This is a genomic window from Halocynthiibacter sp. SDUM655004 (genome assembly GCF_026015885.1).
In the GTDB taxonomy this organism is placed as follows: Bacteria; Pseudomonadota; Alphaproteobacteria; order Rhodobacterales; family Rhodobacteraceae; genus Falsihalocynthiibacter; species Falsihalocynthiibacter halioticoli.
In genome coordinates, this window is the sequence record NZ_JAPDUG010000003.1 from 229261 (window position 1) to 240760 (window position 11500).

The following is an 11500-nucleotide window of genomic DNA, read 5'->3' on the forward strand; positions in this document are numbered from 1 at the left end:
GAGTTTAATCATGAGTGACGCTTTTAACCTAAAAATGCCCGAATCCCGCACAACAAGCGTGGTATTTGCATCGCCCCATAGCGGGCGAGACTATGATCGCTCCTTCCTACGGCAAACAGTTTTGGATGAGCGTTTGATTCGTAGCTCTGAAGACGCGTTTGTTGATCGCCTTTTGACAGCGGCACCTGCACATGGCGCGATTCTCATGGCGGCGCGAAAGCCACGTGCCTTTGTTGATTTGAACAGAGATTGTAGCGAGCTTGATTCTGCGCTGATTGAGGGTGTGAAAAAACAGGCGCACAATCCGCGTGTGGCCTCTGGCCTTGGAGTGATTCCGCGCGTGGTGTCGGGCAGCCGTGCGATTTATCGCGGCAAGATCAGTCAGGAGGAAGCCTTTGAGCGTATTCGGGGCTACTGGCGCCCGTATCATGACATGTTGCACACCATTCTAACCCAGAATCAGACGCTGTTCGGTCGGTCGATCTTGGTGGATTGTCATTCGATGCCACATGAAGCGCTAGAAGTGCTGACCCGCGCAAATCGGCCAAGGCCCGATATCGTAATCGGCGACCGTTTCGGCGCATCAGCGGATGAGGATATCGTCGCTCAGATCGAACAGATTTTCAGTGATGCGGGCCTTAGAGTTGCGCGGAATACACCTTTTGCAGGAGCCTATATCGCAAAGCAATATGGGCAACCCGCCAAGAACCGTCATTGCATTCAAATCGAGATTGATCGCGCGCTCTATATGGACGAGCAGATGGTACTGCCGAATGACAATTTCGGCGCGTTTCAGTCATTGATGAAGGATGTCACGGCGCGGATTGCTGATATAGGCCGAGGGGAAATCAGGCTTGCTGCGGAATAGTTAACGCAGGGAGCGCCCTTTAACGATCGCGTCTTTTCCGAACTTCTCTCTTATAGAGTCTGTCGCACGTTCGGCGCGACTGCGCTGCTCTGCTTGTGGATCGAGCAAATCGCCAGTGAGGTCAGCGGCCTGTGCGGGAATGAGGTCGCTAAGGCCAACACCGATCAGTCGAAATGGTCCTTGGTCGCTGACCTGATCAAATAGCCCGCGCGCGGTGTGATAGATCTTGTCTGCCATCTGTGTCGCGTCTCGAAGGCTCAGGCGGCGGGAAAGAGCCGTAAAGTTGGCACGTTTGAGTTTGAGGGTCACGACCCGACCCGCGAGGTCTCGTGCTTTTGCGCGGTCACTGACCTGCTCGGCAAGGCGCCAAATATACCCGTCCAACAAGTCGGGGTCGGAGGTGTCCTCAAAGAAGGTGGTTTCATTCGAGATCGATTTGACCGGCGCGTTGGTGGACACGCGGCGGTAATCTTCTCCGCGAGCAAGATGCCAAAGCCGATCGCCCATGCCGCCAAACCGCTCATGCAACTCGCGACGATCCCAGCGGAGAATATCGTCAAATGTGCGCAGCCCAGCCTTTTCAAGTGAGGCCTGAAATGCGGGGCCGACGCCCCAAATCATGCGCACGGGCTTCCCGCGAAGAAAGTCTGGTGTTTCGGCCTTCCCGATGATTGCAAAGCCACGCGGCTTATCCAAATCGCTTGCCACCTTAGCCAGAAACTTGTTGTGCGATAGCCCGATCGAGCCAGTGACACCCACTTCATCTTTCATACGTTTCACAAGCCGCGCGAGCATAACGGCCGGTGGATGACCATGGAGCTTTTGCGTTCCAGTGAGATCCATAAAGGCTTCGTCCAGTGACAAAGGCTCCACTTTGGGGGTGAGCTCGTCCATCATTTTGCGCACTGCTCGGCTCGCCTCGACATAGGCACCCATACGCGGCTTCACGACAACAGCGTCGGGGCAGAGCTTGAGCGCCTGAAACATCGGCATGGCAGAGCGCACACCCTTGATCCGCGCCACATAGCAAGCGGTGGATACCACACCGCGTTTGCCACCTCCGATGATGACGGGCTTGTCCTGTAGCGCGGGATTGTCGCGCTTCTCAACGCTTGCATAAAACGCATCACAATCCATGTGCGCTATGCTTAGATCGAATAGTTCGTCATGTACCAAAACCCGAGGGTTGCCGCATTCCGGACAACGCAGCATTGCCGATGGTTCGGCGTGAAACTCTGCCAGACAGGAGCGGCAAATGGCGGGTTGAGGTTGGGGCATGTTAATAGACTAGGCTTCTCTCGGGAATTCGACAATGGCGAGACTTTGCAGAAATTCCCCTTTAAGATCGCCAAGAAGAAGCGCATATCAAGATTAAACAAAAACAATTTATTAAGGGGAATGCTATGGATGTAAACGGACTTATTGGCGGCAATATTGTGCTGCTCCTCATCGCAGGTTTTATTATCCTGTCGATCTTTCTTGGGGTGCGGATCGTACCGCAGTCGGAAAAATATGTGGTGGAGCGGTTTGGCCGTCTTCGCGCTGTTCTTGGGCCAGGGATTAACTTTATTGTCCCGTTTCTTGATGTCGTACGCCACAAAATCTCGATTCTCGAACGTCAGCTGCCTACTGCGTCGCAAGATGCGATTACATCAGACAACGTTTTGGTTCAGGTCGAGACTTCTGTGTTCTATCGTATTATAGAGCCGGAAAAGACGGTTTACCGTATTCGTGATGTTGACGCGGCGATTGCCACAACGGTGGCTGGTATTGTGCGATCTGGTATTGGCCAGATGGAACTCGACGAGGTTCAAAGCAACCGCCAGCAGCTCATCGCGCAGATTAAGCAGCAGGTTGAGGATGCGGTGGACGATTGGGGAATTGAAGTGACGCGCGCCGAAATTCTTGATGTGAACCTCGATCAAGCGACCCGTGACGCAATGCTCCAACAGCTCAACGCCGAACGCGCGCGTCGTGCACAGGTTACCGAAGCGGAAGGTTCAAAGCGGGCTGTGGAACTTAATGCCGATGCGGAGCTCTATTCTGCGGAGCAAGCGGCCAAAGCGCGCCGGATTTCCGCTGAGGCCGAGGCTTACGCGACCAAAGTTGTTGCCGAAGCAATCCGTGAGAACGGCATTGAAGCGGCGCAATATCAGGTTGCGCTTAAACAGGTCGAGGCACTTACCGTTGTTGGTAAAGGTGATGGTAAACAGACTGTCTTGCTACCCGCGGCTGCACTCGACGCCTTCAGCGATGCCTTTAACATGTTGAAAGGAAAACCCTGATGCTTTGGAATGAATGGTGGGTCTGGATGGCAGCGGGGCTTGTGCTTGGCATTGTCGAGATACTGATCCCCGGATTCGTTTTCCTCGGCTTTGCGATTGGCGCGCTGGTGATCGGGCTATGCCTTGCCATCGGAGTGCCGCTCGGCGGCATCTACCTAATGCTCGTGATCTTTGCCGCAGTCTCGCTTGTAGCTTGGATTGCGTTGCGCCGAATTATCGGCGTGCGTGAAGGCCAGACCAAGATCATTGACCGCGACATCAACAATTAATGAAACGCCCCGCTGCTCTTGGCGGGGCTTTTCTTATACGTCGCTAAGCTCGGTGATAATATCCTGCGCAGCCTTCGCAGGATCATCGGCTTGCCAGATTGGGCGACCCACGACGATATGATCGGCACCATCCTCAATCGCTGAAGTTGGCGTTGCAACGCGCTTTTGATCGCCAAGCGCTGCACCCGAAGGGCGGACACCAGGCGTTACAATCAAACGTCCTTCGGCTTGGGGAAGCGCGCGGATCAGCTTGGCTTCTTGTGGGCTAGCGATTACACCATCTGCTCCGGCTTCAAGCGCTTTTGCTGCGCGCTCCACGACAAGCTCCTGAACGTCACCCGCTTTCATCAAGCCTGCGTCAAGGTCGGCGCGGTCAAGCGATGTCAGGATCGTGACGGCCAGAATTTTCAGATTACTTCCGGCCTTGCCTTCACCAGCTGCGCGCACCACATGCGGATCGCCATGCACAGTCAGGAAGTCCAGATCATACTGCGCAATCCCTCGCACTGCAGATTCAACCGTCGCGCCAATATCAAAGAACTTCATATCAAGGAAAATGCGTTTTCCATGCTCTTGCTTAAGTTCATTTGCCAACGCTAGTCCGCCACCTGTCAGCATGCCGAGGCCAATTTTGTAGAAGTCGACAACCGGATTAAGTGCCTCGCAAAGCGGTAGCGCCTGAACAACATTCGGGACATCGAGGGCAACGATTAGGCGATCATCTGACATGGCGCATTCCTTTGAAGAGCTGGGTTTGCCTCTCTTACGCGGCGGCGGAAAAACCATCAAGCCATGACCGACCCAGTTGGTGAGACATTTTTGTCGCAATCCATTGAATGCGCGGCTCTGCAATCCTATCTCTTGGGTAAGGCCCGAATGGGGCTGTGCCGACATATCGGGCAGCTTCTTGAAAGGGTGCTTAGAGAAGGAGATATCGAATGAATTTAGAGAAATTCACTGAGAGGTCGCGCGGTTTCATCCAAGCGGCCCAAACTATTGCTATCCGAGAAAATCACCAGAGACTTGCGCCAGAACACCTGTTGAAGGCGCTGCTTGATGATGAGCAAGGATTGGCAGCAAACCTCATAACAAGAGCTGGCGGCAAGCTTGGACAGGTCGACGAGGCCCTGCAGGTTGCGCTCGGCAAAATTCCACAAGTTTCTGGCGACGCGGCACAGGTCTATATGGACCCGCAAACCGCTAAGGTTCTTGCCGAAGCGGAGAAACTGGCCAAGAAAGCCGGTGATAGCTTTGTTCCTGTAGAGCGGATTCTGACCGCGCTTGCGATCACCCGTTCCAAGGCCAAAGACGCTTTGGACGCTGGTGGCGTCACTGCGCAGAAACTGAATGAAGCGATCAATGATATTCGCAAGGGTCGCACCGCCGATTCCGCGAGTGCGGAAGAGGGCTATGATGCGCTCAAGAAATATGCGCGAGATCTGACCGAAGCTGCGGAGCAAGGTAAGATTGACCCAATCATTGGCCGCGACGAAGAAATTCGCCGCACGATGCAGGTCTTGAGTCGCCGCACCAAAAACAATCCGGTTCTGATTGGTGAACCTGGTGTGGGTAAAACCGCGATTGCCGAGGGCCTTGCGCTGCGGATCGTGAATGGTGATGTGCCTGAAAGTCTGCGCAACAAAAAGCTGTTGTCTCTGGATATGGGCGCGCTGATTGCCGGTGCGAAATACCGAGGAGAATTCGAAGAGCGGCTCAAAGCTGTTCTAAGCGAAGTCACTTCGGCGAGCGGCGAAATCATCTTGTTCATTGACGAAATGCACACGCTGGTTGGCGCGGGCAAATCCGATGGCGCGATGGACGCGAGCAACTTGCTTAAACCCGCACTTGCACGGGGTGAGCTGCACTGTGTTGGCGCAACAACGCTTGATGAGTACCGTAAGCATGTCGAAAAAGATGCGGCGCTTGCCCGTCGGTTCCAACCAGTGATGGTTGAGGAGCCAACAGAGCAAGATACAATCTCGATCCTGCGCGGTATTAAAGAGAAGTACGAGCTTCACCACGGTGTTCGCATTACCGACAGCGCGCTTGTCGCAGCGGCAACGTTGAGCCATCGCTACATCACGGATCGGTTCTTGCCGGATAAGGCAATTGACCTGATGGACGAGGCCGCCAGCCGTTTGCGCATGGAAGTCGACAGTAAACCCGAAGAGCTTGATACGCTTGACCGCGAAATTCTTCAGAAACAGATCGAGGCCGAAGCGCTTCGTCTTGAGGATGACAAGGCCAGCAAGGATCGGCTTGAAAAGTTGGAAGTTGAACTTTCCGAACTTCAGGAGAAATCCGCTGCGATGACGGCTACATGGCAAGCAGAGCGCGATAAGCTCGCCAACGCGCGAGACCTCAAGGAGCATCTTGATCGTGCGCGTGCCGAATTGGATATCGCCAAACGTGATGGCAATCTGGCGAAGGCCGGTGAGCTTTCTTATGGCGTGATTCCAGAGCTTGAAAAGCGCTTGGCTGAGGCTGAAGCGAGTGAAAGCGAGGCAATGGTCGCCGAGGCCGTCCGCCCAGAGCAAATCGCAAGTGTGGTTGAGCGCTGGACCGGTATTCCGACAAGCAAGATGCTTGAAGGCGAGCGTGAGAAACTGCTTCGTATGGAAGAAGAGCTTGGCCGACGTGTGATCGGGCAGCGTGGTGCTGTTCAGGCGGTTTCGAATGCTGTTCGTCGTGCGCGCGCTGGGTTGAACGATGAGAATCGTCCGCTCGGTAGCTTCTTGTTCCTTGGGCCAACTGGTGTCGGTAAAACCGAGCTGACCAAGGCGGTTGCCGATTTCCTCTTTGATGACGACAGCGCAATGGTGCGTATTGATATGTCGGAATTCATGGAGAAACACGCGGTTGCGCGTTTGATCGGTGCCCCTCCCGGCTATGTCGGTTATGACGAAGGCGGTGTTCTGACCGAAGCTGTACGGCGTAGACCATATCAAGTTGTGCTGTTTGACGAAGTCGAAAAGGCGCATCCCGATGTGTTCAACGTGTTGCTTCAGGTTCTGGATGACGGTGTGCTGACTGATGGTCAGGGACGGACTGTGGACTTCAAGCAAACGCTGATTATCCTGACATCCAACCTTGGTGCGCAGGCATTGAGCATGTTGCCGGAAGGCGCGGATGCGTCCGAAGCCAAGCGTGATGTGATGGATGCGGTGCGGGCACACTTCCGCCCCGAATTCCTCAACCGGCTTGATGAAACGATCATCTTTGATCGGCTCTCGCGCGATGACATGGACGGCATTGTCGATATCCAACTTGGATTGCTCGACAAACGTTTGGCGCGTCGTGGTATTACGCTTGATCTTGATGATGGTGCCCGCAAGTGGCTGGCAGACGAGGGGTATGACCCTGTCTTTGGCGCACGGCCGCTGAAGCGCGTTATCCAGCGTGCGTTGCAAGATCAGCTTGCCGAAATGCTCTTGGCTGGTGACGTGATGGATGGCGACACCATTCCGGTTACGGCTGGAGCAGACGGGCTTCTTGTTGGGGATCGGCTCTCGACCTCCAACAGACAACCGCCGCAAGACGCTGTCGTTCACTAAGCTCATTAGGCCGCCTCATTAATCGAGGCGGCCTTTTTTGTTTGAAATGACTTGCTTGCCCCGCATGCCTTGGCCAAGCTGACACGAATTCAGGAGGAAATTGCATGAGATTCATGGGGTGGGCAGGGCAAGCGCTCGAGATTTTGGCGCTAATGTTTGTTTGGCTCTTGGGACTCGCCGTCTTGGCCGCGGCAATTATGTTTGTCATCGACAGGACGCAGACCGAAGATGCAGTTCGCAGAAATTATCCTGTGATCGGGCGGTTTCGGAAGCTTTTCACGACGTTGGGCGAATTCTTCCGACAGTATTTCTTTGCTATGGATCGCGAAGAACTCCCTTTTAACCGAGCACAGCGAGATTGGGTGTCGCGCGCCGCTAAAGGCTCAAGCAATACCGTTGCGTTTGGCAGTACAAGAAATCTCGCGGTACCGGGCACTCCGATCTTTGTGAACGCGGCGTTTCCACCTCTGGATGATCAATTCGCAAGCACAGATCCGATGACCATTGGGCCCGGAGCGCGGGCACCCTATGTTGCAAAATCCATATTCAATATTTCGGGTATGAGTTATGGCGCGCTGAGCAAACCTGCTGTTCGGGCTTTGTCGCTTGGCGCTAGGGAGGCCGGAATTTGGATTAACACAGGAGAGGGCGGTCTTTCTCCTTATCATCTTGAGGGCAAGCCGGATGTCGTTTTTCAGATCGGCACGGCGAACTATGGCGTCTGCGACGAGAACGGGCGGCTTTCAGAGGAGCGGTTGCAAAATGTTGCGGCCATCCCAGAGGTCAAGATGTTTGAACTTAAACTCGCGCAAGGGGCCAAGCCCGGAAAAGGCGGTATACTTCCAGCAGAGAAGGTAAGTGCTGAAATTGCCGAGATCAGGGGAATCCCAGCAGGCAAGGCAAGCATCTCGCCAAACCGGATCAGAGGCGTTGACGACTGGCAACAATTGCTCGATTTGATTTGCCACATACGCGAAGTTACCGGCAAGCCGGTTGGTTTTAAAACGGTTGTTGGTTCAACAGAACCTTTGCGCGATCTTTTTGCCTTGATCGCCGAGCGTGGAGCAGATTGTGCGCCGGATTTCATAACCATCGATGGCGGAGAGGGCGGGACGGGAGCTGCACCGATGCCTCTTATTGACTTGGTCGGGATGCCGATCAGAGAGGCATTGCCCAAAATTTCTGCGCTTCGAGATGAGTTCGGACTGAAAGACAGGATTCGCATTATTGCGAGTGGTAAGCTTGTTAACCCCGGCGATGTCGCATGGGCGCTGGCGGCGGGTGCGGATTTTGTAACATCCGCGCGGGGGTTCATGTTTAGCCTCGGGTGTATTCAAGCGTTAAAATGCAACAAGAACACTTGCCCAACCGGCATAACCACACACGATCCACATCTACAGCGCGGGCTGGTACCGGAAGATAAGTATAAGAAAGTCGCACAATACGCGAAAGGAATCATCAAAGAGGTGGAAACGATTGCGCATTCGGTTGGCGTATCGGAGCCCCGTAAGATTCGACGGCATCATGTTCGGCTTGTCATGCCTGATGGATCCAGCAGACGTATGAACGAGATTTTCCCTAATCAAGCGAGCGGCCCGCGCGAGGCCTAAAGACGCGCGGGCGGCAGTGGCTTTATTCCAGAACACCCATGTTGATGGCATAGGTTACCGCACCAATCGGAGAGCCGGACTCCGGGTCGCTAATGGTCATTGAAACCTGAACAACATAATCGCCCGTGCTTTCATCCAGCTCAACATCGCCAATGTGTACACCACCAGTGCCGGTGCCAAAGCTCTCTTGGAACTTAGCTTCGTCGCCTTGCCAATAATCTGAAGTAACGGCAGATTGCCCGACATTCAGACCGTAACTATCCATGACAAAGACTTCGCTGACCAATCCGTTTGCGGCTGACTGCTTGTCCTTCAGGTGGGCCGAGACTGGATTTCCCAGAACCTCGGTTTGCAACGGTGTATCTGCAGAACCGATTTCCGCGCGCCATTGTGAATCAAGTGCGTCGATCTTTGATTGAGAGATTCCATCGTGATTGGCGTTTTGTTTCTTGATCGCGGCGATAACGACCGGTGACTTTACCCAGCCCGCAAGCTCGTTGGATAGAAGCCCCTGAATTTTGTCATCTGCGTTTGCTCCGAAGGCCGCAGACGCGAAAACCGAAAGCGCCGCTGTGAGGGCGCAAGCAATACTCTTCATATTTTTACTCCTTAAAAGACCTGTCTGGCCTCGGGCTTCATCAAAAAGGAAAGGCGTTGAGATTCAGCTAACGCCCAAAAATGTTTCAGACTTCACAGAATTCACGGCGTTATTCACGCAGGTCCAACATTTGCGTGAAATCTGCAACTTACGCTTTGCGGATGCGGCGGATTGAACGATTGTGGCCAAGACAAAGGAGACTGTTATGTCCAAGACATTCAAAACCGACCTGAAATGGTCTGATGTTACGCCGAAAGCCGACTTTCTGAACCGCCGTCAACTTATGGCAGGCGTCGGTGCGGCGGGGCTTATTGCGAGTACACCCGCGCTGGGCAAAATCGCGACTGTAAAAAGCCGTTACTCCACAAGCGAAAAACCCAACAGCTTTGAAGACATCACAAAGTACAACAACTTTTATGAATTCGGGACGGGCAAAGACGATCCGGCCAAATACGCTGGCGCACTCACAACTGATCCTTGGTCTATCAAGATTGACGGGATGGTTGACCGGCCCGGCACTTATGATCTTGCTGACATTACTAAGGGTGTCACCATGGAAGAGCGTATCTATCGTTTCCGGTGTGTCGAGGCATGGGCGATGGTCATCCCATGGGTCGGTTTCGAACTGAGTACGCTCCTTAAGAGAGTGGGCGTTAAATCAGGGGCAAAGTATGTGGCGTTTGAAACGCTGGAGCGTCCGTCCGAAATGATTGGTCAAAAGCGGCGCACTATTCCTTGGCCGTATCGGGAAGGTCTGCGGCTGGATGAGGCAATGAACCCGCTAACAATTCTGGCGACAGGCCTCTATGGCGACACGTTGCCAAATCAGAACGGCGCACCGATCCGACTTGTTGTTCCGTGGAAGTATGGTTTCAAATCCATCAAGTCGATCGTTCGCATTTCTCTTACAAGCAAGCAGCCAGAAAGCAGTTGGAATATGCTGCAACCAAGTGAGTACGGCTTCTATAGTAATGTGAACCCGAACGTTGACCATCCGAGGTGGAGCCAAGCGAGCGAACGCAAGATTGGTGGACTGATTGCAAAGCGTCAGCCAACGCTGATGTTCAACGGGTACGAAAAAGAGGTGGCCGGACTCTATAAGGGGATGGATCTGGCGAAGTTCTATTAAAGCGAAACCGCCACTTATTCCGGACAGGACAAACACGTGACATCTCTCGTACAATCGCTAAACAGCGCGACACGAAAAATTCCCGCTTGGATTCTATATGTGCTGGGCATGGTTCCTGTGGCCGCGTTGACCCTACAACTCTTTAACGGGCAGCTCGGTATCGATCCTGTCAAAACGCTGGAACACGAGCTTGGCGAAATCGCGCTGCAGCTTCTAATCGCTGGTCTGGCGATCACACCGCTTAGAAATGCGTTCGGGCTTAACCTCATCAAGTTTCGCCGCGCTATAGGGTTATTGGCGTTTGCCTATGTGGTTATGCACCTTGGTGTCTGGTTGTTCTTGGATATGCAGCTCCTTATGCAGCAGATTCTCAAAGACCTCGTGAAACGGTGGTACATAACGATCGGAATGTTCGGACTGCTTCTGATGATTCCGCTGGCTTTAACTTCAAATAACCTGTCGTTGCGAAAACTCGGGGCGGCCAACTGGCGTAAACTTCACAAACTCACATACGGTGCAGTTCTCGCAGGGGCGATCCACTATGTTATTCTCGTAAAGGGGTGGCAACTTGAACCGCTCATCTATCTAGCGATTGTCGTGTTGCTGCTTGCTATGAGAATCCCCCCTCTAAAACGTGTGCGGCTGGTTTAAACGAGTCACGCGAGTCACGTTGGCTCATGATTCCGCCAGAATCCCCGACTCGCGAAGCCGATTCCGAGCTGATTCAGCCCAATAATGTATGCAATGAGGGGGCGAGTCTGTGGATAAGCCGTTCTTTGGCGATATTTAACGGTAATTCGCAGCTTCAATTTCAAAGAAATATCGAAAATCTGAAAAATCATATTCTGTAAACTATTGTTTTCATTAGTGTTTCGTGAAAATTTCAAAAAAACGTCGTATTTCTGAAAAAACCGCTTGCGCACTCCGACCGCTAGCCCTAAAACCCCCCTCACCGGCGACGCAGTGATGCTCACCGGGGCGCCAAACGGGCCACACTGGAAACAGCAAGGCAACGCGACGCATAAAAAATTAGAGACAATACAGGCTGCGGGCGCCAGAGAGTTACGGCGCACTTGGTCAGTTTTTGCCTCTTGGCTATTTGACATGATTAGTATCTGAAGAGATATGTGGGCGGTTTGGTTCATTCGATGGATCAACGTCTGTATATCAACGCTAGTAGGATTTCG

General features: G+C 53.3%; 12 protein-coding genes. 8 read left to right on the top strand and 4 right to left on the bottom strand.

The window, feature by feature from the left end:
• The first annotated feature begins 10 nt into the window (after positions 1-10).
• Positions 11-868: an N-formylglutamate amidohydrolase gene (locus tag N9C89_RS14460; protein WP_394358515.1), complete on the top strand. Its 858-nt coding sequence runs from the start codon at positions 11-13 to the stop codon at positions 866-868.
• On the opposite strand, the gene N9C89_RS14465 is transcribed toward N9C89_RS14460, so the two are convergent.
• A complete protein-coding gene (locus N9C89_RS14465; RefSeq protein WP_263954700.1) occupies positions 869-2146 on the bottom strand; it encodes a DNA polymerase IV in 1278 nt (425 codons plus the stop codon).
• A gap of 125 nt (positions 2147-2271) precedes the next feature.
• On the opposite strand from N9C89_RS14465, the gene N9C89_RS14470 reads away from it, so the two are divergent.
• Positions 2272-3153, top strand: a complete 882-nt coding sequence (locus N9C89_RS14470; protein ID WP_263954701.1) for an SPFH domain-containing protein — start codon at positions 2272-2274, stop codon at positions 3151-3153.
• Positions 3153-3422: an NfeD family protein gene (locus tag N9C89_RS14475; RefSeq protein WP_263954702.1), complete on the top strand. Its 270-nt coding sequence runs from the start codon at positions 3153-3155 to the stop codon at positions 3420-3422. Before N9C89_RS14470 ends, N9C89_RS14475 begins: the two co-directional genes overlap by 1 nt.
• A gap of 33 nt (positions 3423-3455) precedes the next feature.
• On the opposite strand, the gene pyrF is transcribed toward N9C89_RS14475, so the two are convergent.
• A complete protein-coding gene (gene pyrF / locus N9C89_RS14480) occupies positions 3456-4151 on the bottom strand; it encodes an orotidine-5'-phosphate decarboxylase (RefSeq protein ID WP_263954703.1) in 696 nt (231 codons plus the stop codon).
• Between the two features lie 63 nt (positions 4152-4214).
• On the opposite strand from pyrF, the gene N9C89_RS14485 reads away from it, so the two are divergent.
• The 3 genes from N9C89_RS14485 to N9C89_RS14495 all read left to right on the top strand — a co-directional run bounded on the left by N9C89_RS14485 (position 4215) and on the right by N9C89_RS14495 (position 8586).
• Complete coding sequence (locus tag N9C89_RS14485) at positions 4215-4364, top strand: hypothetical protein (RefSeq protein WP_263954704.1); 150 nt, start codon at positions 4215-4217, stop codon at positions 4362-4364.
• Entirely contained in the window at positions 4361-6976 is a 2616-nt protein-coding gene (clpB, locus tag N9C89_RS14490; protein WP_263954705.1) for an ATP-dependent chaperone ClpB, read from the top strand. The genes N9C89_RS14485 and clpB overlap by 4 nt, the downstream gene beginning before the upstream one ends.
• 113 nt (positions 6977-7089) lie before the next feature.
• The gene (locus N9C89_RS14495; protein WP_263954721.1) at positions 7090-8586 is read left to right on the top strand and encodes an FMN-binding glutamate synthase family protein; all 1497 of its coding nucleotides are present in this window, start codon (positions 7090-7092) and stop codon (positions 8584-8586) included.
• Positions 8587-8608: 22 nt separating this feature from the next.
• On the opposite strand, the gene N9C89_RS14500 is transcribed toward N9C89_RS14495, so the two are convergent.
• Positions 8609-9184 (bottom strand): PDC sensor domain-containing protein, encoded by a 576-nt coding sequence (locus N9C89_RS14500; protein WP_263954706.1) that lies wholly within the window; start codon positions 9182-9184, stop codon positions 8609-8611.
• Positions 9185-9389: 205 nt separating this feature from the next.
• On the opposite strand from N9C89_RS14500, the gene msrP reads away from it, so the two are divergent.
• On the top strand, positions 9390-10313 hold the full coding sequence (gene msrP / locus N9C89_RS14505; protein ID WP_263954707.1) for a protein-methionine-sulfoxide reductase catalytic subunit MsrP: 924 nt from the start codon (positions 9390-9392) through the stop codon (positions 10311-10313).
• 36 nt (positions 10314-10349) lie between these two features.
• Positions 10350-10964, top strand: coding sequence for a protein-methionine-sulfoxide reductase heme-binding subunit MsrQ (gene msrQ / locus N9C89_RS14510; RefSeq protein WP_263954708.1), 615 nt, complete (start codon positions 10350-10352; stop codon positions 10962-10964).
• A 14-nt stretch (positions 10965-10978) separates the two neighbouring features.
• On the opposite strand, the gene N9C89_RS14515 is transcribed toward msrQ, so the two are convergent.
• A partial coding sequence (locus tag N9C89_RS14515) for a hypothetical protein (RefSeq protein ID WP_263954709.1) occupies positions 10979-11500 on the bottom strand: 522 nt, incomplete at its 5' end.

Coding starts and splice junctions, on each gene's coding strand:
- N9C89_RS14500 (WP_263954706.1), bottom strand. CDS start 9,184: ATGAAGAGTATTGCTTGCGCCCTCACAGCGGCGCTTTCGGTTTTCGCG.
- pyrF (WP_263954703.1), bottom strand. CDS start 4,151: ATGTCAGATGATCGCCTAATCGTTGCCCTCGATGTCCCGAATGTTGTT.
- clpB (WP_263954705.1), top strand. CDS start 4,361: ATGAATTTAGAGAAATTCACTGAGAGGTCGCGCGGTTTCATCCAAGCG.
- N9C89_RS14460 (WP_394358515.1), top strand. CDS start 11: ATGAGTGACGCTTTTAACCTAAAAATGCCCGAATCCCGCACAACAAGC.
- N9C89_RS14485 (WP_263954704.1), top strand. CDS start 4,215: ATGACCGACCCAGTTGGTGAGACATTTTTGTCGCAATCCATTGAATGC.
- N9C89_RS14470 (WP_263954701.1), top strand. CDS start 2,272: ATGGATGTAAACGGACTTATTGGCGGCAATATTGTGCTGCTCCTCATC.
- N9C89_RS14465 (WP_263954700.1), bottom strand. CDS start 2,146: ATGCCCCAACCTCAACCCGCCATTTGCCGCTCCTGTCTGGCAGAGTTT.
- N9C89_RS14475 (WP_263954702.1), top strand. CDS start 3,153: ATGCTTTGGAATGAATGGTGGGTCTGGATGGCAGCGGGGCTTGTGCTT.
- N9C89_RS14495 (WP_263954721.1), top strand. CDS start 7,090: ATGGGGTGGGCAGGGCAAGCGCTCGAGATTTTGGCGCTAATGTTTGTT.
- msrP (WP_263954707.1), top strand. CDS start 9,390: ATGTCCAAGACATTCAAAACCGACCTGAAATGGTCTGATGTTACGCCG.